This is a genomic window from Azospirillum baldaniorum, from assembly GCF_003119195.2.
GTDB lineage: Bacteria > Pseudomonadota > Alphaproteobacteria > Azospirillales > Azospirillaceae > Azospirillum > Azospirillum baldaniorum.
In genome coordinates, this window is the sequence record NZ_CP022255.1 from 529,132 (window position 1) to 552,533 (window position 23,402).

The following is a 23,402-nucleotide window of genomic DNA, read 5'->3' on the forward strand; positions in this document are numbered from 1 at the left end:
GTAGCCCTCTCCCCTCAGGGGAGAGGGTGGCCCGAAGGGCCGGTGAGGGGGATGCGCGTGACGGAACGTCCGGCACAAGCGCAACCCCCTCACCCTAACCCTCTCCCCAGAGGGGAGAGGGAAAATCAAATGCGACCGCCGCTTCCCCATCACCGATCGTCCATGCGAAGGGCTGGTTACCATGAACACTCCCGTCAACACGGCGGACGCCGCCGTTCACGGCGCCGGGCGGCCATCGGGCGCCGGCACCGGCTGGCTCGACCGGCTGGACCGCGGCATCGGGCTGCTGGTCGAGACGCCGGCGGCGCTGCTGGTGCTCGCCGAGGTCGGCGTCCTGCTGGTCGGCGTCATCTGGCGCTACCTCCTGCACAGCCCGATCATCTGGTCGGACGAGCTGGCCTCCATCCTGTTCCTCTGGCTCGCCATGTTCGGCTCGGTCGTGGCGCTGCGCCGGGGCGAGCACATGCGGATGACCGCGATCGTCGGCATGCTCCAGCCCCGCACCCAGGCGTTCCTCGACGTGGTGGCGATCACCGCGGCGCTGGCCTTCCTGCTGCTGATGGCCGAGCCGGCCTACGAGTTCGCGGTGGAGGAGGTGTGGGTCACCACCCCGGCGCTGGACATTCCCAACTCCTGGCGGGCGAGCGCGCTGCCGGTGGGCTTCGTCCTGATGATCGCGGTGGCGCTGCTCCGGCTGGCGCGGCTGGGCCGTCCGTCCGACGTGCTGCGGGCGGTGGTGGCGGTCACGGCGGTGGTCGGCGTCATGGCGCTGGCGGCGCCGCTGTTCGCGGGGCTCGGCAACTACAACCTGCTGCTCTTCTTCGTGGTGGGCGTCGGCGCGATGGTGTTCCTCGGCCTGCCCATCGCCTTCGCCTTCGGTCTGGCGACCTTCGGCTATCTGGCGCTCGCCACCTCGACCCCGGCCATCGTCATGGTGGGCCGCATGGACGAGGGGATGAGCCACCTGATCCTGCTGTCGGTGCCGCTGTTCGTCTTCCTCGGCCAGCTGATCGAAATGACCGGCATGGCCCGCGCCATGGTCGGCTTCCTGGCCAGCCTGCTCGGCCATGTCCGCGGCGGCCTGTCCTATGTGCTGATCGGCGCCATGTACCTCGTCTCGGGCATTTCCGGGTCGAAGGCGGCGGACATGGCGGCGGTCGCCCCGGTGCTGTTCCCCGAGATGAAGGCGCGCGGCGCCAAGCCCGGCGACCTCGTCGCCCTGCTGTCGGCCACCGGCGCCCAGACCGAGACCATCCCGCCGTCGCTGGTCCTCATCACCATCGGTTCGGTCACCGGCGTGTCCATCGCCGCCTTGTTCACCGGCGGCCTGCTGCCGGCCGTCGTCCTGGGCGCGGCACTGGCGGCGCTGGTCTGGTGGCGCTACCGCCACGAGGACCTGTCCCATGTCCGCCGCGCCAGCAAGGCGGAGATCGGCAGGGCCTTCCTGATCGCGCTGCCGGCTATCGCGCTGCCCTTCATCATCCGCGCCGCGGTGATCGAGGGTGTGGCGACCGCGACCGAGGTCTCGACCATCGGCATCGTCTACGCGGTGGTCGCCGGCCTGCTGATCTACCGCCAGTTCGACTGGCGCCGCATCTACCCGATGCTGGTCGAGACGGCGTCGCTGTCCGGGGCCATCCTGCTGATCATCGGGGCGGCCACCGGCATGGCCTGGGCGCTGACCCAGTCCGGCTTCTCCAGCTCGCTGGCCGAGGCGATGCGGGCCCTGCCGGGCGGGGTGCCGGTCTTCATCGTGGTGTCGATCATCGCCTTCATCATCCTGGGCAGCGTGCTGGAGGGCATCCCCGCCATTGTGCTGTTCGGACCGCTGCTGTTCCCCATCGCCCGCCAACTGGGGGTGCATGAGGTGCACTACGCGATGATCGTGATCCTGGCCATGGGCATCGGCCTGTTCGCCCCGCCCTTCGGCGTCGGCTACTACGCGGCCTGCGCCATCAGCCGGATCAACCCCGACGAAGGCATGAAGCCGATCATCGGCTACCTCGTGGCGCTGACCATCGGCCTGATCGTCGTCGCGGCGGTGCCCTGGATCTCCATCGGTTTCCTGTGATCCGCCTTCCGGCCCGGTCCCCCGATTCCCCGACGAGTGGATCGGGCCTTCCTCTCCTTCTTCCGTTCAGGAAAGTGATACGGCCATGACGACGGTGGGCTTTATCGGCCTCGGTTCCATGGGCATGCCGATGGCGTGCAACCTGCTGGCCCGCGGTTTCGCGCTGCGCGGCTTCGACGTGCGGCGCGAGAGCGTCGCCGTTCTGGAGGCCCGCGGCGGGCGGGGGGCGGACAGCGCCGCCGCCGCCGCCGAAGGGGCCGACGCCCTGGTCCTGATGGTGGTCAACGCCGCCCAGGCCGAGTCCGTCCTGTTCGCCCAGGGCGCGCTGGACCGCCTGCCGGAGGGCGCCACGGTGATCCTGATGGCGACCTGCCCGCCGGACGCCGTCGCCGTGCTCGCCGCGCGGGTCGAGGCGGCGGGGCGGCGCTTCGTGGACGCTCCGGTGTCGGGCGGCACGGTCGGGGCGGTGGCCGGAACGCTCTCCATCATGGCGGCGGCCCCGGCGGCGACGGTGGAGCGGGTGCGCCCGGTCCTGGCGGCGATGGGCGACAAGGTCTTCCACGTCGGCGAGGCGCCGGGGCAAGGCGCCACGGTGAAGACGGTCAACCAGCTGCTGTGCGGCGTCCACATCGCCGTGGTGGCGGAAGCCTTCTCGCTGGCCGCCAAGGCCGGCGTCGATCTGGCGGTCCTGCTGGAGATCATGAGCGGCTCCGCCGCGTCGAGCTGGATGCTGAAGGACCGCGGCCCGCGCATGCTGGAGGCCGAACCGGGCATCACCAGCGCCGTGGACATTTTCGTCAAGGATCTCGGCATCGTCCTGGAGGCCGGTCGCGGCGCCAAGGCCGCCTTGCCGCTGGCCGCCGTCGCCCACCAGATGTTCCTCTCGGCCTCCGGGCGCGGCGAGGGCGCGATGGACGACAGCCAGGTGATCCGCAGCTATCACCTGCTCAACGGCGTCACGCCAGGATGAGGCGGGGGCGTCGTCAAGGAAACGACGGCGCTCCATCGGTCATGACGGTCTTCGCTCCGGATGCCGGCGGCTCACGCTGAACCGTCGTCATTCGGGGCGCATCAGGTCGCCGGGCTTTGCCCGGCGTTTTTTCTTTCGGCACGACGACGGCAGGGTTCGATGATGAAGGCCCCCGCTGCGCCTCGCCGCCGAGGGAGCCGGCAAGGAAAAAGAAATCCACGAACCTTGATGACAACGTTGTCATTTGCGCCTGACAGCGCTATGATAACGTTGTCATCGGGCGTTATCGCCTCGCCCTCATCCGGCCGATCAGGATTGCCCCCTCATGAGCGTGTTTCTCGATGCCCTGCTCGACAGCAGTTTGGACGACAGCATCCGGGGGGTGCCGCCTGGGACGGCGCCGCTGCGGCTGCGTGATGTCGGCGCCCGGGGTTGGCGACCGGCCGCAGGCGACATGGCGCTTCCGGTGCTGACGCTCGACGAGGATGCCTTCGCCGCCAACCGCGATCTGATCTTCGCCTACGCGCGCCGTCACGGCGTGGCTCTGGCGCCGCACGCCAAGACGCCGATGGCCCCGCAGATCGCCTCCGCCCTGGTGGAGGCCGGCGCCTGGGGCGCGACCGTCGCCAACCTGCAGCAGGCCGCCGTTCTGCTGCGCGCCGGCGTGACCCGGCTGATCCTCGCCAACGAGATCGGTGGCCGGGCCAGCGGCGAGCGGCTGGGCGCGCTGCTCGCCTCCCATCCCGACGCCGACCTGCGCGCCTTCGCCGACTCCCCCGCTGCGGTCGAGACGCTCGCCGCCGCGGCGCGTGCCGCCGGCCGCCCCCCCGAACGCCCGCTGCCCGTCCTGGTCGAGGTCGGCGCCGGCCGCGCCGGCGCCCGCGACCGGGCAGCGGTGGACGCGATCCTCGCTGCGGTCGTCCGCCACCCCGGCCTGCTGGTCCTCGACGGCATCGCCACCTACGAAGGGGCGGTCGCCACCGCCGATCCGGCCGAGACTGCCGCCAACATCGCCGCCCTGATGCGGCGCACGGCGGAAGCCTTCGCGCTGGTGCGCGCGCTGGCCCCGGAGCGGCCGTTGCTGCTCACCGCGGGCGGTTCCGCCTTCTTCGACATGGTGGTGGCCGGTCTGGCGCCGGTCGCCGCGACGGACGGCAACGCCACGCTGGTGCTGCGCAGCGGCGCCATCTTCTTCCACGACCACGGTGTCTACGAACGCGCGCTCGGCGCGCTCGACGCCCGGCAAGGCTTCGCCTGCGGCGGCGCCACGGCGGCCGATTTCCGCCCGGCCCTGCGCCTGTGGGCGGAGGTTCTGACCCGGCCGGAACCGGAACTGGCCATCTGCGGCTTCGGCATGCGCGACGCCTCCTTCGACCAGGGCCTGCCCCGCCCCCTGCGGGTTCACCGCGACGGCACCGCGCTCTCCGCGGAGGGCTTGCGGGTGACCCGGCTGAACGACCAGCACGCCTTCGTCGCCGTGCCGGCCGGCCATGACCTCGCCGTCGGCGACATCGTCGAGCTCGGGATCTCGCACCCCTGCACCTGCATCGACCGCTGGCGGGTGCTGTTCGGCCTCGGCGCCGACGGACGGGTCCGCAGCGCCTACCGCACCTTCTTCGGCTGATCCAAGGCGGCCAGACACGCCATGCAGACATTGAATTTCCAGCAGCTCCTGCGCTACCAGGACCAGCTGATCGACGGCACGCTGCACACGCTGCTGCTGACCCTGGTCGCAGCGGTGATCGGCACCGCCATCGGCGTCGCCGGGGCGGCGGCGGTGCGCAGCGGGCCACGCCCGGTGCGCTGGGCGATCCGCGGCTATGTCGAGCTGATCCGCAACACGCCGTCGCTGATCCAGCTGTTCGTGGTCTTCTTCGTGCTGCCGGGCTTCGGCTTGCGGATGGGAGCCTTCGAGGCGGCGGCGATCGCGCTCGGCCTCTATTTCGGCGCCTACTGCACCGAGATCGTCCGCGCCGGGCTCGACGCCATTCCCGGCAGCCAGGTCGAGGCCGGCCAGTGCCTGGGGCTCACCCGCTGGCAGGTGTTCCGTCACATCGTGCTGCCGCCCGCCCTGCGCAGCGTCTACCCCGCCTTCACCAGCCAGTTCGTCCTGCTGCTGCTCGGCACCTCGCTGGCCTCGCAGATCTCGGCGGAGGAGCTGTTCCACACCGGCGGCTTCATCGAGACGCGCACCTACCGCAGCTTCGAGGTCTATGCCGTCATCTGCGGCATCTACTTCGCCCTGGTGATGAGCTTCAAACTGCTGTTCGCCGCGGTGGGGCACCTCGCCTTCCGCTGGCCGGTGCGGCGCTGACGGAGACACCGGCCATGCGTTCCTTTTCCCTCGCCGACTTCCTGTCGCTGCTCAGCGCGCTGCAATGGACGGGTGTCCTCGTCCTCATCGCGCTCGCCTTCGGCGCCCCGCTGGCGCTGGGGCTGGCCCTGATGCGGACCAGCGCCCGCCGCGCGCTTCGCTGGACCGCCACCGCCTTCCTCCAGCTCGTCCAGGGCGTCCCGCTGCTCGGCCTGCTGATGTTCTTCTACTTCGGCATGCCGGTCTTCCTCGGGGTGGAGATGCCGCCGCTGGTCGCCGTCGGCATCGCCATGACCGTCTACACCGCCTCCTTCCTCGGCGAGATCTGGCGCGGCGGCATCGAGGCGGTGAAGCACGAGCAGTGGGAGGCCGCCGCCTGCCTCGGCCTGTCGACCTGGCACCAGTTCCGCTACGTCATCGCGCCGCAGGCCTTCCGCATGGCGCTGCCGCCGACCGTCGGCTTCCTGGTCCAGCTGATCAAGGGCACGTCGCTGGCCTCCATCGTCGGCTTCGTCGAACTCGCCCGCGCCGGCCAGCTGGTCAGCGCCGCCACCTTCCAGCCCCTGCTGGTCTACTCGATCGTCGCGGCGATCTACTTCGCCGCCTGCCTGCCGCTCACCCTGTGGGCGCGTTCCCTGGAGGCCCGTCTCAATGGCGCTCGTTGACATCAAGAACGTTACCAAGAGCTACGGTTCCATCGAGGTGCTCAAGGGGGTTTCGCTCAGCATCGACGAGGGCGAGATCGTCACCATCATCGGCAAGTCGGGCTCCGGCAAATCGACCCTGCTGCGCTGCATCAACGCGCTGGAGCGCATCGACGGCGGCGCGATCACGGTGGAGGGCCAGTCGGTGCGCACCGACATGCCGAACCTGCGCGGCTTCCGCCAGCGCGTCGGCATCGTCTTCCAGGCCTTCAACCTGTTCCCGCACCTGACGGTGGAACGCAACATCACGCTGGCCCCGATCCTCAACAAGCGGATCGCCAAGGCGGAGGGCCGGGCGCTGGCGCTCGACGTGCTGGCCCGCGTCGGGCTGGCCGACAAGATCGACGCCTATCCGGCCCAGCTCTCGGGCGGGCAGCAGCAGCGCGTCGCCATCGCCCGCTGCCTCGCCATGGGGCCGCACCTGATGCTGTTCGACGAGGTGACCTCGGCCCTCGACCCGGAACTGGTCGGCGAGGTTTTGAAGGTGATGGAGGACATGGCGCGGCAGGGCATGACGATGGTCCTGGTCACCCACGAGATGGGCTTCGCCCGCAACGTCGCCTCCAAGATCGTCTTCATGCACCAGGGCCGCGTCTGGGAGGAGGGGCCGCCGGCGGAACTCTTCGCCAATCCCCGCACCCCCGAGCTGCGAAGCTTCATCGCCTCCGCGCGCTGAGCCACCACCGGTCTCCCTTCACCGAGCACTTTCACCGACCCCTTGAGGGCCGGACAACCACCAGAACAGAGGAGCAATGTCGTGAGACTCTTCCGGACCCTCGCCGCCGCCGTGGCGGTCTGCGCCACCGTCGCCCTGTCCGCCGCCGCCCTGCCGTCCGCCGCGAAGGCGGATGCCCTGCAGAACGTGCTGTCGGCCGGCAAGCTGCGCGTCGGCGTGCTGATGGACGCCGCCCCCTGGGGCTTCAAGGACGCCAAGGGCGAGGCCGCCGGCCTCGACATCGACCTTGCCAAGCTGATGGCCGCCGACATGGGCGTGAAGCTGGATCTGGTCCAGGTGACCGGCGCCAACCGCATCCCCAGCCTGCTCGCCAACAAGGTGGACGTGCTGATCGCCGCCGCCGGCGCGACGCCGGAGCGCGCCCAGCAGGTGACCTTCTCCCAGCCCTATGCCGCGGTCAATCTCGGCGTCTACGGGCTGAAGGGGATGGCCACCGCCACCGATCCGGCCGAGCTGAAGGGCCACAGCATCGGCGTCGCCAAGGGCTCGACGCTCGACATCTGGCTGACCGACAACGCCCCCGGCGCCAAGCTGGTCCGTTTCGAGGACACCCCCGGCGCCATCGCCGCCTATCTGGCCGGCCAGGTCGAGGCCTTCGCCGAGAACAGCGCCATCGCGCTGAAGGTCTCGGAGGACAATCCCGGCAAGGATGTCGAGCTTAAGTTCCTGATCCGCCAGTCGCCGGCCCATGTGGCCGTCCGCCACGGCGAACAGGACATGGTCAACTGGATCAACACCTTCCTGTTCTACAACCGCCTGAACGGCAAGCTGAGCGCCCTTCAGATGAAGTGGTTCAAGGAAAAGCAGACGCTTCCGCAGATGTAATCCGCCGTTCGGCATCGCAAGAGAGGTTTCATTCGATGATCACGAGGTTCCAGGTCGGCTCGCGCATGAGCCAGGCCGTCGTCTGCCAGGGCATGGTCCACATCGCGGGCCAGGTCGCCAACAACCGCAAGGGGTCGATCGGGGAGCAGACCCGGGACGTGCTGGCGAAGATCGACGCCCTGCTGGAGGAGGCCGGCACCGACAAGTCCAAGCTGGTCGCCGTCAACGTCTTCCTGCCGCACATCACTGACTTCGACGCCATGAACGAGGTCTACGACGCCTGGATCAACCCCGCCAACCCGCCGGCCCGCGCCTGCACCGAGGCGCGGCTGGCCGACCCGGACCTGCGCGTCGAGATGACGGCGCTGGCCGCCCTCTGAAGGGCCTCTTAGGCGAACCGGAGGGGGCGCCGGGCAGCCGCTGCCCTGGCAAACGCTGTTAAGGCGCCCCTCCGCCACAAGGTTTTTGGAATGCACACTGGCCTCTACCACGCGCTCGATTTCGCCGCCGACGGCAAGTCGCTGGATTTCCTCAGCATCCCGTTCTCGGTGGACCGCTCCCCCTATTATCAGGTGAAGGTCCCGGTCTGCCGCGTGCGCAACGGGGCTGGTCCGCGCGTGCTGCTGATGGCGGGCAACCATGGCGACGAGTATGAAGGCGAATTGCTGCTGGGCCGCCTGTTCCGCCGGCTCGACCCCGCGCGCATCCGCGGCGAGGTGACGATCCTGCCGGCCACCAACGCGCCGGCCGTGATGGCGGCGCGGCGCCGCTCGCCGCTGGACGAGGGCAACCTCAACCGCGCCTTTCCCGGCGACCCCGCCGGATCTCCGACCTTCCGGCTGGCGCATTTCCTCGAACACGAGCTGTTTCCGCGCCATGACGTGGTGTTCGACCTCCATTCCGGCGGCACCTCCATGGCCCACCTGCCTTGCGCCCTGATCGAGCGGCAGGGCACGCCCGACCGGCTGGGCCGCGCCCTGGAGCTGATGCAGGCGCTGGGCATGCCCTATGGCTTCGTGGCGGAGAACGGCGCGACGGCGCCGACCTCGATGGCGGCGGCGGCGCGGGCCGGCGTCATCGGCATCAGCGGAGAGTTCGGCGGCGGCGGCACGGTGACGCCGGAGACCATGGCCTATACCGCCCGCGCGATCGACAACCTGCTGATCGCCGTCGGGTTGACCGACGCGCCGGTGCTCTCGGTCGCCGGGGCCGCCCCTGCCCCCATGCAATTGCCTATGCAACTGCTTCAGCTTGACAGCCACCGGCAGGCGATTTACGCGCTGCGGCGCGGCTGGTTCGAACCGGCGGTCGACATCGGGGCGCGGGTCGCCGCCGGTGACCTCGCCGGCTGGTTCCACGACCTGACCCGGCTCGACCAGCCGGAGGAGGAGTTGCGCTTCCAGGAGGCGGGCATCGTCATCTCGCGGCGCCTGCACAGCGACAGCGAGGCCGGCGACTGCCTGATCCAGGTGGCGCGTCCGGTCGAGGAGGCGGGCATCCTGGCGCGCGCGGCCTGACCGCGGATTGACAACCGCGGACCAACAGACGGGAGACGGGCGGCATGAGTGACACCGGTGCGGCAAAGCGTCCGCCGACCATTGACGACGTCCTCCGCCTGCGGGCAGCGGAACCGCTTTCCTCACGCGACGGGGACCCGGTCGAAGGGGTGGGCCGCGAGGGGGCGGCTCCGCCGCGCATCGTCGAGATCGCCCGGCTTGCCGGTGTCTCGCCGATCACCGTCTCACGCGCCCTGCGCCATCCGGAGAAGGTGGCCGAGACCAAGCGCCGCAAAATCCTGGAGATCGTGGAGCGCACCGGCTACGCCACCAACCCCCATGCCCGCGCGCTGAGGTCCGGCCAGTCGAACATCGTCGCCGCCTTCGTCTCGAACCTGCAGAGCCAGCAGTTCTGCCTCGCCGTGCAGGGCTGCGGCGAGGTCCTGGAGCCTCAGGGCTACCAGCTGATGATCGGGCAGACCTCCTACTCCTACGCCAAGGAGACGACGATGATCCAGTCGCTGCGCGAGATGCGTCCGGCGGCGGTCATGTTCACCGGCGTCATCGAGATCGAGGAGAACCGGCGGGCTTTGCGGGCGCTGGGAATCCCGATCATGGAGACCTGGGCCTATCCCCGCGACCCGATCGACATGCTGGTCGGCTTCTCGAACATCGACAGCGGCCGCCTGGCGGCCGAGCATTTCGCCGAGCGCGGCTATCGTCGCATCGGCTTCATCGGCCGCCGCAGCGGCCGCGGCGCCCTTCGCCTCACCGGCTTCCGCGAGGGCGCCCGCGCCGCCGGTCTCGACATCGTCGCCGAACTGTCGGTCGACGGGGTGAGCAGCATGGTCGACGGCCGCCGCGCGCTTGGCGACCTCCTGTCGCGCAACGCGGCGGTCGAGGCGGTGTTCTGCGCCAACGACCTGCTGGCGACCGGCGCGTTGCTGGAAGCGCGCCGGCTGGGCATGCGCCTGCCCGACGACATCGCCATCCTCGGCTTCGGCCACAACGACGTCGCCGAAGAGCTGCCGCCCGGCCTGACCACCATCGGGATCGACAGCCGCGACCTCGGCCGCCAAGCCGGATCAATGATCCTGCAACGGATGCGCGGCGAGATGCCTTCGGAACCGACCCGCGCCGTCGAGCTGACTCTGACCCGCCGCGGCAGCAGCTGACGCGCGCTCGGGCTTGAGCCGGCGGTGCCGGACCGCCAGCGGCTGGCAACAAATCAGCCTGGGATGGACGACATGGCTGCGTGGGCAACAGCGCAACACGCCGCCTGCGCCGGCTTGGCTGGCCCAACCGAACCGGGAAAGCACCGGGTCCTCCGCCCTGCCCAAACATGGAGCGTTTGGACGGGGCAATGCCCTGGCCAAGCCACGCTCGGGGTCCTGTTCGCTCCCCTCCCCCACCGGCATGACGGTGGCTCAGGATCAGCTTCCCAGAAGGTTGGTGCGGACTTGCAGCAGATGCTCCTGAAGGGCGGCACGGGCCTGATCCCCGTCACGGTCCTTGAGCGCGCTGACGATGCGCCGGTGCTGCTCCTCATAAACGGCGCGCCGCGCCGGCGTGAGGCTGCGCACCTTTAGGCGAGCCCATTCCGGCTGGTTTCGGATGGCGTTGATCGCGTCGTAAACATCCGCCAGCAGGCCGTTCTTGGCCGCGCCGATGATCGCCACGTGCAGCATGCCGTCCCAGTGTTCGAACTCCGGAACGTCCTGGGCGCGCTCGGCATGGGCCAGGCATTCCTCCATCCGGTGGAGATCCGCCGCGGTGGCCCGTCCGGCAGCCAGTTCCGCCGCCTGCGGCTCGACCATCAGCCGCAGTTCCATGATCTCCGCCGGACTGGCGCCGATGATGCGGCTGGTCAGGCTTTGGTCCTCGCCCGTGGCCCTCACCGTTGCCTCCGACGTGACGAACGAGCCGCGGCCCACATGACGGACGATCTTGCCCTGCTCCTCAAGCACGCGAAGGCTCTTGCGCAACGTGTTGCGGGAAACGTTGAAGCGCTTCTCCAATTCACGCTCGGTCGGCAGCTTGGTGCCCGGCCCCCAGGTTCCGTCGGCAATGCATTGTTCGATCAACGCAACAACCGCGCTCGCTCCGGAAGCAGCCCGATCCCTGAGATTCAGCGCGTCCATAACCCGTTCCACCAACATTTTTGCTCCATTCTTCATCCAATATGGCGCGTCATCAGCCGCCGCGCAATCTCAATTTTAGGGTTCCGGCTTACGGATCCTGACAACCGGTTCAGAAAAAATGGACCAGACGCATTTTCTTCTTGACCAATCATGAGCCGTGATCGTCATATTGGATCACTGATGGCGCTGATAGCGTCGTATTGGTCCTGATAATGGCTCATAATTGGATCAAAGGAGGCAGCGCATGAGATTCGTCACCTTCCAACATGATGGACGCCGCAAGCTCGGGGTGATCGATCCGGACACGCAGCGGGTTTGGCCGATCGAATCCGTTCTCGGCGAACCGGTCCGTGACATGCTCGATCTCATCCGCCGTTACGACGCGGCCAAGGGCGAGATGACGCTTGGTTCCGTGGGGATTCCGCTGACCGACGTCCGTGTCGACGCGCCGATCCCGCGCCCCGACCGCAACATTTTCTGCGTCGGCAAGAACTACCACGACCATGCCCACGAGTTTACCCGCAGCGGTTTCGACGCCGGGTCGAAGGTGGCGACCGACGCAATCCCGGAAGCGCCGATCTTCTTCACGAAGCCGCCGGAGACGGTGATCGCCAATGGTGATCCAATCCGTTACCCGCACGGAGTCAGCGACAGCCTCGACTATGAGGCCGAGCTGGGTGTGGTCATCGGCAAGGGGGGCCGCGGGATCACCAAAGCCGAAGCCTACGACCATGTCTTCGGTTACGTCATCATCAACGACATGACGGCGCGTGACTGGCAGTCGCGCCATAAGCAGTGGTTCCTGGGCAAGAGCTTCGACACCTTCTGCCCGATGGGCCCATGGCTGGCGACGACCGACGAGGTCGACGCGGCCAATCTGGCGCTACGCTGCTGGGTGAACGACGAACTCCGCCAGAACGCCAACACACGCGATCTGATCTTCGACATTCCGACCATGATCGAGACCCTGTCGGCCGGAATCACGCTGTACCCCGGCGACATCATCGCCACCGGCACGCCGGCCGGGGTCGGCATCGGCTTCAACCCGCCGAAGTTCCTGAAGCCGGGCGACCGCGTGACGATCGAGATCGACGGGCTCGGCCGGCTCAGCAACGTGCTCGACTGAGCACGGGCGGCCATTCTGCAACGGCAACAAGGGAAACACCTTATGGCACAGCATCTGGCTGTCGAGGTTCATGGCGCGGGCGACCCGGTGATCCTGATCCATGGCCTGGGCGGCACCTCCAACGTGTTCACCCCGCAGGTCGGCGCGTTGTCGCGGTTCTTCCAATGCGTGCGCTTCGACCTTCCCGGTTCCGGGCGAAGCGCCATCACCGACGACGTCTCGATTTCCGGCTTCGTCGATGCGGTCGTGGCGGTCCTCGACAGCCGCGGCATCGAGCGCGCCCATGTAGTCGGCCATTCGCTCGGCACCGTCGTGTGCCAGCATCTCGCCATCCGCCAGCCGGAGCGGGTGCGCAGCCTGTCGTTGATCGGGCCGCTTCACGCGCCGCCCGAGGCCGCCCGGCCGGCGCTCCGCGACCGTGCCGCCAAGGCGCGCGCCGACGGTATGGTGGGCATCGCCGATGCGGTCGTCCAGGGCGGCACCTCGGCCGACACCAAGGCCAACCGGCCGGAGGTGGCGGCGTTCGTGCGCGAGATCCTGATGCGTCAGGACCCGGAAGGCTATGCCCGCACCTGCGAGGCCTTGGCCGCCGCCGAGCCCGCCGACGTGGCGCGGATCGCCTGCCCGACGCTGCTCATCACGGGCGACGAGGACGGCACGGCGCCACCCCCGGCCGTACGGGCCCTGGCGTCGAAGATCCCGGGATCGAACCTGCGCATTCTCGATCGCTGCGGCCATTGGACGACGTTCGAGCGTCCGGCGGCGGTCAACGAAGCGCTGGTCAACTTCCTGTTCTCCGTCGCCTGAGCACCTTGCGGAAAAGCGCACCGCCGTGACGCGTCCCCATGGCGGACGCGGCCCATCAAAGGAATGGCCCATCAAGAAGGCGGTGTCGTTCGGATGGCGGAGCCACGGTCCCGGCAAAGCCATCCGCAGCACGAACGAAACAATAAGCCGGCAAACCGGCATCCCCGATCGACCAGGAGGAAACGATGCAAACGACTCTCTTCACCAACGTGCGCGTCCTCGACAGCACCGGCGAGCAGCCCTTTGCCGGCGAAGTGCTGGTCCAAGGCAACCGCATCGCCGAGATTTCCAGGCAGGAAGGGACGATCTCCCGCGACGCGCACCGCCACGTGAACGGCGGCGGCGCCACGCTGATGCCGGGCCTCATCGACTCGCACCTGCACCTGTCGTGGAACAACCAGCCCACGCTCGCGGCCATTCAGCAGATGCCGCCGGAAGAGCATGTCCTCTTCGCCGCCGACATGGCCAAGCTGGTGCTGGACGCCGGCTTCACGGCGGGCTTCGGCGCCGCCGCCGCCAAGCCCCGCCTGGACGTGGTGATCCGCAACGCCATCAACGCGGGCCAGATCCCCGGGCCGCGGTACCGCGCGGCGGGCCAGGAGATCGCCACGCCCGGCGGGCTTGGCGACACGTCGCCGCCGCACATCGAGCACGAGGGTCTGAATTTCGGCATGATCGTGTCCGGGCCGGAGGAGGTCCGCCGCGCCGTCCGCAAGTTCATCAAATACGGCGTCGACAACATCAAGCTGAACCTGTCGGGCGAGGAGATCACCGGGGTCGGGGCCGAGGTGACGCCGATGGCGCGCGAAGAGATCGCCGTGGCGGTGAGCGAAGCCAAGATGCATGGGAAGACCCTGTGCGCGCACGCACGCTCCTCCAAGTCGGTCAAGCTGTGCGTCGAGTTCGGCATCGAAGGCATCTTCCACGCCTCCTACGCGGACGAGGAAGCCCTCGACATGCTGGAAGCGGTGAAGGACCGGCACTTCGTGGCGCCCGGTCTGGCGTGGCTGCTCACCACCGCCCGGGAAGCGGGCGCGTATGGCATCGCCCCCGGGTCGCCGCTGTCGCAGCAGTACGAACGCGAGTTGGAGATCGCCGTCGACAGCATGAGGAAGATGCACAAGCGCGGCATCCGGGTTCTCCCCGGCGGCGACTATGGGTTCGCCTGGCAGCCGCACGGCACGAACGCCCGCGACCTCGAGATTTTCGTGAACCTGCTCGGCTTCACGCCGATGGAGGCTCTGGTGTCCGCGACCCGGTCCGCCGGGCAGATCATGGGCATGGGCGACGAGCTGGGCGTGATCCGGGAGGGCTGTCTGGCCGACCTCCTGCTGGTCGACGGCGATCCTCTCGCGGACGTCACCATCCTGCAGGACCGCAAGCGCCTCCTGGCGATCATGAAGGACGGTGTCTTCCACAAGGCGCCGGAAGCCCCCGCCCCACGCGAGCGTGTCTGAAACCAATCCGGACCCGGCCGTTCCCGGCGCATCGCTCCCGGCGGAGGCTCCGCCTTCTCGCCGGGAGCACGGACGCTCGCAACGGCTGGGTCATCGCACAGGCCATGAATAGGAGGGGGACGCGCGATGGACGATCTCGGCTGGCGCAGCGTGCTGTTTGTCCCGGCATCGCGGCCCGACCGCTTCGACAAGGCGCTTGCCGCCGGCGCCGATGCGGTCTGCGTGGATCTGGAGGACGCCGTGGCGCCGGCTCACAAGCAGGATGCCCGTGCCGCGGCCATGCGCTTCGTGGCGGATGGCAGCAACGGTGGCAGTGGCGGTGGCGGTGGCGGTGGCGGTGGCGGTGGCGGTCCCGACCGCGTGATACGCATCAACACGTTGCGCAGCGTGGCGGGGATGCGCGATGCGCTCGCCCTCATCGAGGCGCGCCCCTCGGGTGGCACCGTAGTCGTCCCCAAGATCGACTCGCCCGAGGAGGTCTGCTGGCTCGACCAGTTGCTGACCGAAGCGGGACTCGATCTTCGCTTGGTGGCTCAGATCGAGACGCTGCGTGGGGTCGATCAGGCAGCCGCCATCACGGCCGCGTCCCGCCGGGTGAGCGCCGTCATGTTTGGAGGCTTGGATCTGGCGGCTGAACTCGGCGTCCCGGCGTCCTGGGATGGGCTTCTGTACGGTCGATCGCGGGTCGTCCACGCCGCCGCGCGGGCCGGCATTCCGGCCATCGACATGCCCTTCGTCGCGGTGCGCGACGCCGACGGGTGCCGCGCCGAGGCGCAGCGCGCCCTGGCTCTGGGCTTCACGGCGAAGATGGCCATCCATCCGGGCCAGGTTCCCACCATCAACGACGCCTACACACCGACACCGGACGAGGTCGCCGACGCCGAGCGGATCGTCACGGCCTGGAAGAACGCTCCGGACGGCGTCATCCAAGTCGACGGGAAAATGGTCGAACGCCCGATCGTGCTCGCCATGCGACGCACACTGGCCCGCGCGCAGGCTCCCGAACGCGCATCCACATCGACGCGGCATGGTGATGCCGCGTGACGGCCTTGCGGCTGGCTTGGGCCGGCCTGCGAGGGCGAACTTTATAAGCAGAAAGAAGGGGGGAAAAAGGCAATGCGCAGACACGGATCATTCCGGACGAGGCTGGCGCTGGGAGCCATCGTGGCGGCGACCGCCGGCGCCGTTCTGGCGTGCCCATCCATGGCGGCGGACGTCCGGACGGGCGCCGGCCCGTCGGGGGGCGGCAACCGTCCCAACATCCTGCTGATTCTTGCCGACGATTTGGGCTATTCGGACATCGGTGCGTTCGGAGGCGAGATCCAGACGCCCAGTCTCGACGCCTTGGCGCGCTCCGGTCTCCAACTGACCAACTTCCATGTGTCGCCAGCCTGTTCGCCGACGCGGGCCATGCTGATGGCCGGCACCGACAATCACGTGGCCGGACTGGGGACGATGGCGGAACTGCCGACGCCGGAGCAGAAAGGAAAAGCGGGCTACGAGGGCACCCTCGGCACCAACGTCGTCCCGTTCCCGGAACTGCTGCGCGATGCGGGCTATCACACCTACATGGCCGGCAAGTGGCATCTGGGCATGACGGAGGAACTCAGCCCTCCGGCGCGCGGCTTCGATCAATCCTACGCCATGCTCCAGGGCGGGGCGGGGTTCTTCGACCAGACCGGCAATGCGCCGCCACCTGACGGCAAGGGCACGACCAAGGCGCGCTACCGCGAGAACGGCAAGCCGGTCGAACTGCCGAAGATCGACTACACGACGAATTTCTACACCGACAAGATCATCGAATACATCGGCAGCAACAAGGCCGATGGGAAGCCCTTCTTTGCCTATGCGGCCTACACGGCCCCGCACTTCCCCCTGCAGGCGCCCGACCACCTCATCGAGAAGTACAAGGACACCTACAAGGCGGGATACGAGGCCATTCGGAACGAGCGCTTCAAGCGCATGCAGGCCGCGGGGCTGATCCCGGCAAACATGACGCCGTCCGAGCCGCCCGCGCTCTGGCCGAAATGGGAGCAGCTTTCCCAGCAGCAGAAGGATGTCGAAGCGCGCCGGATGGCGGTTTACGCGGCCATGGTCGATGCCCTGGACCAGAACGTCGGCCGATTGGTGTCCTACCTGAAGGAGATCGGCGAGTTCGACAACACCATCATCGTCTTCCTGTCCGACAACGGCGCCGAGGGGAACGACATTCTCGACCTTGTCCCTGCCGCGTGGGTCGAGGAAACCTTCGACAACAGCCTGGACAACATCGGGCGTCCGGGCTCCTACGTCGGCTATGGGCCGGGGTGGGGCCATGTGAGCGCCGCCCCCTTCCGCCTTTTCAAGGCGTTCCCGACCGAGGGCGGCGTGCGTTCGCCGACCATCATCTCGTACCCCAAGCTGGCGCATCGCGGAAAGATCGACGGCCAGATCGCCTCGGTGATGGATCTGGCGCCGACCTTTCTTGAGGCGGCCGGGGTCAAGCACCCTGGACACAGCCACAAGGGGCGCACCGTCCATCCCATGCAGGGAACCTCCCTCTGGCCCTATCTGAACGGCCGGTCCGATCGCGCCCACCCGACGGATTACGCGTTGGGGATGGAGCTGTTCGGGCGTGCCTCCATCAAGAAGGGCGACTGGAAGCTGGTGTGGGTGAACCAGCCCTGGGGAACCGGCGGGTGGGAGCTCTTTAATCTTGCCGATGATCCCGGCGAGACCCGCAATCTCGTCGATGCCCAACCGGAAAAGGTCAAGGAAATGATGGCCTCCTGGGATGAGTACCGGGAGAAGAACGGTGTGATCTTCGATGAGAAGATCGCCGGCCAGCTTCAGTACAGCAATGGCACGCGCTACTACCAGGAGCTTGAGTGGTAAGCGATGCGACAGCGGCGGCCGGGCATGACACGGCCGCCGGCCACGACCGGGACGCGGCCGATCGCGAGGAAAGACAGACTCATGGCCAACAAAAGCACGGTCTTCTTCACGGCACTCGTGACGGCCGGGGTTGGTGCCGCCGCGGGGCTGGCGATGTTCGCCTGGCCTGCCCAGGCTCCAGCCATGCCGAACGTCGCGGAGGACACGCTGTGCGACGGTTCCGCCGCGGCCCCCGGCACGAAGGAGGCGCCTCCCGGCATGGTGTGGATTCCGGGGGGCGATACCCGGATTGGCTCCGACCAGCATTACCGCGAGGAAGGGCCGGTGACGCGGGTGAGCGTCGATGGCTTCTGGATGGACCGGACCGAAGTCACGAACGCCCAGTTCCGCCGGTTTGTCGAAGCGACGGGGTATGTCACCGAGGCGGAACGCGTCGTCGACGGAACCGGCGCCGATGCGCGCCGGCCCTCCGGTTCCGTGGTCTTCGTCGATCCGACCTCCCAGGCCGGGAGGAGCGACACGTGGTGGCGCTTGCTTCCTGAAGCGAACTGGCGCCATCCGGAGGGTTCCGGCAGCGACATCGGGGGCCGCGAGAACCACCCCGTGGTGCATGTCACGTACAACGATGCCGTCGCGTATGCGCGATGGCTCGGCCGGGAACTTCCCACCGAGGCGCAGTGGGAGCACGCGGCCCGGGGCGGGCTGGATGGTGCGCCCTACGCCTGGGGCGGCGAGTTCACCCCTCAGGGCGTGGCGATGGCCAACACGTGGCAGGGGTTTTTCCCGATCCAGAACACGCGGGGTGACGGCTATCCGGCGACCGCCCCGGTGGGCTGCTTCACGGCGAACGGTTACGGGCTGCGGGATATGATCGGCAATGTCTGGGAATGGACGTCGGATTGGTATCGGCCGCGGCATGACGGTCTGGGCGACGTCAACCCGACCGGTCCCCGGCAGGAGGACAGTTACGATCCCCGGCAGCCGGGGGTTCCCAGCCGGGTGATCAAAGGAGGCTCCTTCCTCTGCGCGCAGAACTTCTGCCAGCGGTACCGGCCGGCGTCACGCCATCCGCAGGAGGTCGGCGTCGGAGCAAGCCATCTGGGGTTCCGGACAGTGCTGAATACGAGGTAGGGCAAGCGCCGAGACGGAACGGCAGCGTCACCGTTCGGCCGCGTGTGGTGGCTGCGAGCGGCGTTCGCTTCATGGCACACCGCCAGAAACCCAAACGGAGGTGGGGCCGCTGCCTACGACAGCGGTCCCATCCATGCAACAGCCCGACCCTGGCGATCCTCGTCGCGTGAGCTGATGTGGCGAAGGCCATCCATCACATCGGCTCTCGCCCCGGTCCTCACGCCGGCTGATTCCATGGCCGCGCCGATACAGGTATCGGATTCAACCCACCAGCTGAAACGCCGGCTCGCGGAGGAGAACGAACCGTGATTCGATTTCCCTTTCACGGCGGAGAGGAGCGAATGCCAGCGATGTTGCCGATCCGCGAAAGGGTCACTGCACAAAAGAACCCCCGGAATCGGGATGATGGGCGGTCACGCCAACCCTGGAGCCATCGTGAGAGGGCGCAGAAAGGAGCGCTGGGGCGCGGCGGAGCTCACGTTCACCCTGCCCTCTCACATCCCGGACAGTTTGCGCACTTTCATGCCAGGACCCCAGCCGCCGCCCCAGACCCATCCCCTGTCAGCCAAACTGTCGAAACGGGCTGACCGGGGGCATGTCATGAACCGTCTTGCCAAAAAAGAATCGTGGATCGGCGATGACGATAGCCACAGTCAACGCGAAGAGAAGTCCCGTCTGGATTATCTTGGTGTCCGGGTGAGTTTGGAACAGCTCGTTGAACAGACCTGCGCTCAGGTGGAATACGATGGCGACAAGGATGCTGCGGTTCGCACGGTAATAGAGCCAATTCATGATCAACACGAACGGGAACAGGCTCAACGCGAAGTTCAGCGTGTGAATCCAGCCGCTTTCGGCGATCTGCGCCTGATAATAATGAGCGACCATGCCGAGTGGTGCATGCCAGACCGTCCAATAGAAGGCGAAAACGATCGAGGTCCAGAACAGCGTCATGCTGCGCCTAAGGCAGTCGGTCCCGTAGGAATGCCAGCTCAACTCCTCGATGATCGGCGCCAGAACCAACGGGAACCAGCCCGGCAGGATGCCAGCGGAAAAGGACGCATGGGCCGCAAAACGGAATTGTTCGGTGCTGTAGCCGAGCAGAAGGGAAAGAGCCTGCGCAAGCAGGATGCTTCCGAGCATGATGCCCGCGCCCAGCGTCGCAAGGCGCAGCTGCCGCCAGTCGGGCCGGACCAGACGGCGACCCAAGTCGTTGCGCAGAACCGGGTCACCTCGCGTCAACCGCCAGGCGGTGAGGAACGGAAAGAGCAGACCGAGCAACAAAAGCACTGCCACCGTCGTCAGGCCGGCAGGGCCGATTCCGTCCAGATGGCTCAGCCACACCGCGCCACCCCAGGCCGTCCATGAGCCCAACGTGGCGAGGGCATAAAAAGTCCAAGGGTGGTTGTAGCGTTGAATGATCTGATCTTCGGTCATGATTGCACCCTTCCCGCTCCGGCCAAAACGGCCAGAAATGCCGAGACGAGACTGTCCGGGCGCGCGCCGAGCGCGCGTTCGGTCAGGCGCAGCGTCGCCATCAGCCGCATGCCATGCTCGTCCTGCGACCAGCCGAAGCGCGGGTTACCGAGCAGAAAGGCCTGTCCGGCGAGGATGAACTGAATGGTCGACAGCGGGTCCTCGACGGCGAAATCCCCGGTTTCGCAACCGCGATCGATTACATTGGCGATCAGGGGGCCGACCTTGACGACCAACGCGATGTTGGCCCGCTCCTGCAACTCGACATTGTCCGGGTGATCGAGCGCCTGCATCAGCGGCGCATTATCCGCTTCCACCGATTTCAGCGCTGTCAATGCGAGGACGAGCGTTTCGTACGGCGAGCTTTCGGACGTTGCGATGACCCGCTCCACATTCTCGGCCATGGCCGTCACCGTCGCCTCCGCCATGCGCGCCAGCAGGTCTCGCATGGACTGGAAGTGAAGATAGAAGGTGCCCTTTGCGATACCGGCCTCACGAGCGATCTGGTCGATCGACACCGCGCCGACGCCATGCTGGCGGAACAATTTGGCGGCTGCGTTCAGGATTTCGGCCGATCGAACATCGGCAGGCTTGCTCGTGCGTGGCATGACATGCGCCTTAAATATGACTGACCGTCAGTCATTATCGCATCTGCGTTCAAGCTGGCAAGCTCTTGTTGAGAGTTGACGGTGCTTACGCGACCAGCTCTCTGAAACTCCCCCCAAGTTGGAGTCCGTCGAGCAAGGAGACGGACATGAAGAAGAGCCGGTTCAGCGAGGATCAACTCATTGGAAGCCTGCGCGAGCAGGAAGCCGGCAGGCCAACGGCGGAGGTGCGCGACGGGTGCCTCAACGAGACGCTGTTCACCTCGCCCATGCCCATGCCCATGCCCATGCCCATGCCCTCCTGGCAGTGTGGCACAGCGATTACAACAACGTCCGACCGCATACCGGCCTCGGCGGCGCCACGCCGGTCGAGGTCGCCACGCGGATGCCTCTGAAAGCGGCGCCGGGGCATGCCCCGGTTGCCATCAACGCCCGGTCAGGGCATCACATGAGAGGACTCCCACCCGGAGCGAAGGAAGCTTGGGGAGCAGGCCAGCCAGTTTAGCCACGGAATTCAACGCCCCCGGCAATCCAACTTGTTCTTGCGCAACGATCCCCGACCGGCCGGCCGGCACTGTCGCGTCCGACACCGCTCATGAGCATGCGGCCCCGGTTGGAGACACCATCATGCGCAAAAATCCGCAAGCCTTCATCCAAGAGCCTCGGAAAGCCGTCACCGCGCTGAAGCGGGACATCGTCCGCGTAAAGCCGGGCCGGCACGACAACGCAGGCCACACCGCCAAGACGGCACTCCGTGAAAGGCCTTTCCAATGATCCGCCCGAACCGCCGCACCGCGCTGGCAGGGCTCGCCGCCCTGCTGGCCGCTCCCGCCCTCCGCCGCACCGCGGCGGCCGCCACGGCCCCCTTGCCGCTATTGACCCTGTGGGGACCGCCGGCGGGTCCGTCGATCACGCTGGTTCACGCCATCGCCTCCGGCCTGCTCCGCCCGGTCGCCGACAAGGTGGTGTTCAAGGCGTGGCGCACCCCCGACGAACTGCGCGCCGGCCTGACCTCCGGCACCATGCAGACCTTCGTGCTGCCGACCCAGTCCGCCGCCAACCTGTTCAACAAGGGGCTCGGCGTCCGGCTGGTCAACGTGATGACCAACGGGCTGCTCTATCTGCTGTCCGCCGATCCGTCGCTGACTTCGGTGGCCGCGCTGAAAGGCCGGAGCGTCGCGATCCCCTTCCGCAACGACACGCCGGAATACGTGTTCCGGCGCCTCCTGGCGGCGGAGCGGCTGACCGCCGACGGTGATGTCGCCCTTCAATTCACCGGCACGCCGATGGAGGCGATCCAGCTTCTCGTCACCGGACGGGCCGACGCCGCCCTGCTGCCCGAGCCGGCGGCCTCCGCCGCCATCCTGCGCGCCGGGATGGCCGGCAAGACGGTGACGCGGGTTCTCGACATCCAGCAGGCCTGGGGCGCCGCCACCGGGTTGGCGACCGTGCTGCCGCAGGCCGGCCTCGGCGTCTCCGCCGCCTTCCTGGCGGAGCACCCCGCCGCCGTCGAGGCGCTGCACGACGCGCTGGCCACGGCGACCGCCTCGGTCAACGCCGACCCGGCGCGGGCCGCCAGCGACGCCGCGGCGCCGCTCGGCCTGCCCTGGCCGGTCATCGAGCAGGCGATCCCCCATTCCAATCTGGTCGCCCAGCGCGCCAGCGCCGTCCGCGAACCGATGGAGGCCGTCTTCCGCGCCCTGGCGGAGTTCGACCCCAAGATCATCGGCGGCGCGCTGCCGGCGGCGGACTTCTATCTGTGAGGTGCGGCATGACGACGGCGCGCGCCGACGCGGTTCTCGACCGGCTGGGCCGGGTCGGGCAATTCCTGTGGTCGGGCTGGGCCGGGCTGGCCGGGCTGGCCCTGTTCGCCGCCCTTTGGCAGGCGGGGCATGAGCGCTACGGCGACTTCATCCTGCCGGCCCCGCTGGCGACGCTGGCCGCCGGCCTAACCATCGCCGCCGATCCCACCGCCTGGGAGCTGGCCGGACAGACCACGCTGCGCGCGGTCGAGGGCTTCGCGCTGGCCGCCCTGGCCGGTGCGGCGGGCGGGTTGGCCGCCGGCTATTCCCCCGCGACGATGCGGCTGGCCCGCCCCATCCTGACCGTCCTGCTGGGGGTCCCGCCCATCGCCTGGATCGTGCTGGCGATGATCTGGTTCGGCTCCACCGACGGAACGATCATCACGACGGTTCTCGTCGCCGCGACCCCGGTGGTCTTCGTCGGCGTGGCCGAGGGCGCCGTCACCCGTGACCGCGGGCTGGACGACATGGCCCGTGCCTTCGGTGCCGGCCCGCTCGCCCGGTTGACCACGCTCGGGCTGCGCCACGTCGCCGCCTTCCTGTTCCCGGCGCTGACCGTGGCGCTCGGCTCGGCCTTCAAGGTGGCGGTGATGGCCGAGCTTCTCGCCAACACCGGCGGCATCGGCGGCGCGCTGGCCGCCGCCCGCGCCAACCTCGACGTGGCCGAGGCGCTGGCCTGGGTGCTGATCGCGGTGACCGGGCTGATCGTGGTCGAATACACGCTCGTCCACCCCATCCGGTCCGAGTTCGAGCGCTGGCGCAACGCCGCGCGCCCCTGGGGCGTCAAGCGCTGACCGCCAAGGCCGGCGCCAGCGGGGAGAAAATCGATCGTGCACGCTGCTTTTCCGCCTCGAACTTGACCGCGGACAA

22 protein-coding genes are annotated in these 23,402 nt (G+C 68.1%); 19 read left to right on the forward strand and 3 right to left on the reverse strand.

Annotation, left to right across the window (positions count from 1 at the left end; genetic code table 11):
- Positions 1-181 precede the first annotated feature (181 nt).
- The 10 genes from Sp245p_RS24665 to Sp245p_RS24710 all read left to right on the forward strand — a co-directional run bounded on the left by Sp245p_RS24665 (position 182) and on the right by Sp245p_RS24710 (position 10,291).
- Positions 182-2,071 carry a TRAP transporter large permease gene (locus Sp245p_RS24665; RefSeq protein ID WP_014198864.1) on the forward strand — a complete coding sequence of 630 codons (1,890 nt, stop codon included), beginning with the start codon at positions 182-184 and terminating at the stop codon, positions 2,069-2,071.
- A gap of 85 nt (positions 2,072-2,156) precedes the next feature.
- Entirely contained in the window at positions 2,157-3,041 is an 885-nt protein-coding gene (locus Sp245p_RS24670) for an NAD(P)-dependent oxidoreductase (protein ID WP_109138979.1), read from the forward strand.
- Between the two features lie 325 nt (positions 3,042-3,366).
- Positions 3,367-4,665, forward strand: coding sequence for an alanine racemase (locus Sp245p_RS24675; protein ID WP_014198861.1), 1,299 nt, complete (start codon positions 3,367-3,369; stop codon positions 4,663-4,665).
- Between the two features lie 21 nt (positions 4,666-4,686).
- Positions 4,687-5,355 carry an amino acid ABC transporter permease gene (locus tag Sp245p_RS24680; RefSeq protein WP_014198860.1) on the forward strand — a complete coding sequence of 223 codons (669 nt, stop codon included), beginning with the start codon at positions 4,687-4,689 and terminating at the stop codon, positions 5,353-5,355.
- 14 nt (positions 5,356-5,369) lie between these two features.
- Complete coding sequence (locus tag Sp245p_RS24685; protein ID WP_014198859.1) at positions 5,370-6,020, forward strand: amino acid ABC transporter permease; 651 nt, start codon at positions 5,370-5,372, stop codon at positions 6,018-6,020.
- Positions 6,007-6,735 carry an amino acid ABC transporter ATP-binding protein gene (locus Sp245p_RS24690; RefSeq protein WP_014198858.1) on the forward strand — a complete coding sequence of 243 codons (729 nt, stop codon included), beginning with the start codon at positions 6,007-6,009 and terminating at the stop codon, positions 6,733-6,735. The genes Sp245p_RS24685 and Sp245p_RS24690 overlap by 14 nt, the downstream gene beginning before the upstream one ends.
- A gap of 81 nt (positions 6,736-6,816) precedes the next feature.
- Positions 6,817-7,620, forward strand: coding sequence for a transporter substrate-binding domain-containing protein (locus Sp245p_RS24695; protein WP_014198857.1), 804 nt, complete (start codon positions 6,817-6,819; stop codon positions 7,618-7,620).
- A gap of 35 nt (positions 7,621-7,655) precedes the next feature.
- Positions 7,656-8,000, forward strand: a complete 345-nt coding sequence (locus Sp245p_RS24700; RefSeq protein ID WP_014198856.1) for a RidA family protein — start codon at positions 7,656-7,658, stop codon at positions 7,998-8,000.
- Positions 8,001-8,090: 90 nt separating this feature from the next.
- Positions 8,091-9,137, forward strand: a complete 1,047-nt coding sequence (locus tag Sp245p_RS24705; protein WP_014198855.1) for a M14 family metallopeptidase — start codon at positions 8,091-8,093, stop codon at positions 9,135-9,137.
- A 44-nt stretch (positions 9,138-9,181) separates the two neighbouring features.
- The gene (locus Sp245p_RS24710; protein WP_014198854.1) at positions 9,182-10,291 is read left to right on the forward strand and encodes a LacI family DNA-binding transcriptional regulator; all 1,110 of its coding nucleotides are present in this window, start codon (positions 9,182-9,184) and stop codon (positions 10,289-10,291) included.
- A 258-nt stretch (positions 10,292-10,549) separates the two neighbouring features.
- Here Sp245p_RS24710 and Sp245p_RS24715 read toward each other — a convergent pair whose 3' ends face one another.
- Complete coding sequence (locus Sp245p_RS24715) at positions 10,550-11,257, reverse strand: FadR/GntR family transcriptional regulator (protein WP_041813737.1); 708 nt, start codon at positions 11,255-11,257, stop codon at positions 10,550-10,552.
- Positions 11,258-11,501: 244 nt separating this feature from the next.
- Between Sp245p_RS24715 and Sp245p_RS24720 the strand changes: the two genes are divergently transcribed.
- The 6 genes from Sp245p_RS24720 (at position 11,502) to Sp245p_RS24745 (ending at position 18,652) form a co-directional block, all read left to right on the forward strand.
- A complete protein-coding gene (locus tag Sp245p_RS24720; protein WP_014198852.1) occupies positions 11,502-12,383 on the forward strand; it encodes a fumarylacetoacetate hydrolase family protein in 882 nt (293 codons plus the stop codon).
- A 42-nt stretch (positions 12,384-12,425) separates the two neighbouring features.
- A complete protein-coding gene (locus tag Sp245p_RS24725; RefSeq protein WP_014198851.1) occupies positions 12,426-13,190 on the forward strand; it encodes an alpha/beta fold hydrolase in 765 nt (254 codons plus the stop codon).
- A gap of 185 nt (positions 13,191-13,375) precedes the next feature.
- The gene (locus Sp245p_RS24730) at positions 13,376-14,647 is read left to right on the forward strand and encodes a metal-dependent hydrolase family protein (RefSeq protein ID WP_014198850.1); all 1,272 of its coding nucleotides are present in this window, start codon (positions 13,376-13,378) and stop codon (positions 14,645-14,647) included.
- A gap of 126 nt (positions 14,648-14,773) precedes the next feature.
- Positions 14,774-15,691 carry an HpcH/HpaI aldolase/citrate lyase family protein gene (locus Sp245p_RS24735; protein ID WP_014198849.1) on the forward strand — a complete coding sequence of 306 codons (918 nt, stop codon included), beginning with the start codon at positions 14,774-14,776 and terminating at the stop codon, positions 15,689-15,691.
- A gap of 120 nt (positions 15,692-15,811) precedes the next feature.
- Complete coding sequence (locus Sp245p_RS24740) at positions 15,812-17,521, forward strand: arylsulfatase (protein WP_158310439.1); 1,710 nt, start codon at positions 15,812-15,814, stop codon at positions 17,519-17,521.
- An 81-nt stretch (positions 17,522-17,602) separates the two neighbouring features.
- Positions 17,603-18,652, forward strand: a complete 1,050-nt coding sequence (locus tag Sp245p_RS24745; protein ID WP_014198847.1) for a formylglycine-generating enzyme family protein — start codon at positions 17,603-17,605, stop codon at positions 18,650-18,652.
- A gap of 561 nt (positions 18,653-19,213) precedes the next feature.
- Here Sp245p_RS24745 and Sp245p_RS24750 read toward each other — a convergent pair.
- Together Sp245p_RS24750 and Sp245p_RS24755 are read right to left on the reverse strand one after the other, a co-directional pair.
- The gene (locus tag Sp245p_RS24750) at positions 19,214-20,086 is read right to left on the reverse strand and encodes a CPBP family intramembrane glutamic endopeptidase (RefSeq protein WP_014198846.1); all 873 of its coding nucleotides are present in this window, start codon (positions 20,084-20,086) and stop codon (positions 19,214-19,216) included.
- Positions 20,083-20,733 carry a TetR/AcrR family transcriptional regulator gene (locus Sp245p_RS24755; RefSeq protein ID WP_014198845.1) on the reverse strand — a complete coding sequence of 217 codons (651 nt, stop codon included), beginning with the start codon at positions 20,731-20,733 and terminating at the stop codon, positions 20,083-20,085. Before Sp245p_RS24755 ends, Sp245p_RS24750 begins: the two co-directional genes overlap by 4 nt.
- Positions 20,734-20,968: 235 nt before the next feature.
- Between Sp245p_RS24755 and Sp245p_RS36570 the strand changes: the two genes are divergently transcribed.
- The 3 genes from Sp245p_RS36570 (at position 20,969) to Sp245p_RS24770 (ending at position 23,326) form a co-directional block, all read left to right on the forward strand.
- The gene (locus tag Sp245p_RS36570) at positions 20,969-21,235 is read left to right on the forward strand and encodes an integrase core domain-containing protein (RefSeq protein WP_158310438.1); all 267 of its coding nucleotides are present in this window, start codon (positions 20,969-20,971) and stop codon (positions 21,233-21,235) included.
- A 265-nt stretch (positions 21,236-21,500) separates the two neighbouring features.
- A complete protein-coding gene (locus tag Sp245p_RS24765; protein WP_014198841.1) occupies positions 21,501-22,493 on the forward strand; it encodes an ABC transporter substrate-binding protein in 993 nt (330 codons plus the stop codon).
- An 8-nt stretch (positions 22,494-22,501) separates the two neighbouring features.
- Entirely contained in the window at positions 22,502-23,326 is an 825-nt protein-coding gene (locus Sp245p_RS24770; RefSeq protein WP_014198840.1) for an ABC transporter permease, read from the forward strand.
- Positions 23,327-23,402: the final 76 nt, after the last annotated feature.

Excerpts from the sequence above, each read along its gene's own strand:
- Sp245p_RS24735 (WP_014198849.1), top strand. The coding sequence starts at position 14,774 with ATGGACGATCTCGGCTGGCGCAGCGTGCTGTTTGTCCCGGCATCGCGG.
- Sp245p_RS24705 (WP_014198855.1), top strand. The coding sequence starts at position 8,091 with ATGCACACTGGCCTCTACCACGCGCTCGATTTCGCCGCCGACGGCAAG.
- Sp245p_RS24680 (WP_014198860.1), top strand. The coding sequence starts at position 4,687 with ATGCAGACATTGAATTTCCAGCAGCTCCTGCGCTACCAGGACCAGCTG.
- Sp245p_RS24665 (WP_014198864.1), top strand. The coding sequence starts at position 182 with ATGAACACTCCCGTCAACACGGCGGACGCCGCCGTTCACGGCGCCGGG.
- Sp245p_RS24730 (WP_014198850.1), top strand. The coding sequence starts at position 13,376 with ATGCAAACGACTCTCTTCACCAACGTGCGCGTCCTCGACAGCACCGGC.
- Sp245p_RS24710 (WP_014198854.1), top strand. The coding sequence starts at position 9,182 with ATGAGTGACACCGGTGCGGCAAAGCGTCCGCCGACCATTGACGACGTC.
- Sp245p_RS24675 (WP_014198861.1), top strand. The coding sequence starts at position 3,367 with ATGAGCGTGTTTCTCGATGCCCTGCTCGACAGCAGTTTGGACGACAGC.
- Sp245p_RS24745 (WP_014198847.1), top strand. The coding sequence starts at position 17,603 with ATGGCCAACAAAAGCACGGTCTTCTTCACGGCACTCGTGACGGCCGGG.
- Sp245p_RS24685 (WP_014198859.1), top strand. The coding sequence starts at position 5,370 with ATGCGTTCCTTTTCCCTCGCCGACTTCCTGTCGCTGCTCAGCGCGCTG.
- Sp245p_RS24715 (WP_041813737.1), bottom strand. The coding sequence starts at position 11,257 with ATGGACGCGCTGAATCTCAGGGATCGGGCTGCTTCCGGAGCGAGCGCG.
- Sp245p_RS24690 (WP_014198858.1), top strand. The coding sequence starts at position 6,007 with ATGGCGCTCGTTGACATCAAGAACGTTACCAAGAGCTACGGTTCCATC.
- Sp245p_RS24720 (WP_014198852.1), top strand. The coding sequence starts at position 11,502 with ATGAGATTCGTCACCTTCCAACATGATGGACGCCGCAAGCTCGGGGTG.
- Sp245p_RS24670 (WP_109138979.1), top strand. The coding sequence starts at position 2,157 with ATGACGACGGTGGGCTTTATCGGCCTCGGTTCCATGGGCATGCCGATG.
- Sp245p_RS24765 (WP_014198841.1), top strand. The coding sequence starts at position 21,501 with ATGATCCGCCCGAACCGCCGCACCGCGCTGGCAGGGCTCGCCGCCCTG.
- Sp245p_RS24725 (WP_014198851.1), top strand. The coding sequence starts at position 12,426 with ATGGCACAGCATCTGGCTGTCGAGGTTCATGGCGCGGGCGACCCGGTG.
- Sp245p_RS24700 (WP_014198856.1), top strand. The coding sequence starts at position 7,656 with ATGATCACGAGGTTCCAGGTCGGCTCGCGCATGAGCCAGGCCGTCGTC.
- Sp245p_RS24755 (WP_014198845.1), bottom strand. The coding sequence starts at position 20,733 with ATGCCACGCACGAGCAAGCCTGCCGATGTTCGATCGGCCGAAATCCTG.
- Sp245p_RS24750 (WP_014198846.1), bottom strand. The coding sequence starts at position 20,086 with ATGACCGAAGATCAGATCATTCAACGCTACAACCACCCTTGGACTTTT.
- Sp245p_RS24770 (WP_014198840.1), top strand. The coding sequence starts at position 22,502 with ATGACGACGGCGCGCGCCGACGCGGTTCTCGACCGGCTGGGCCGGGTC.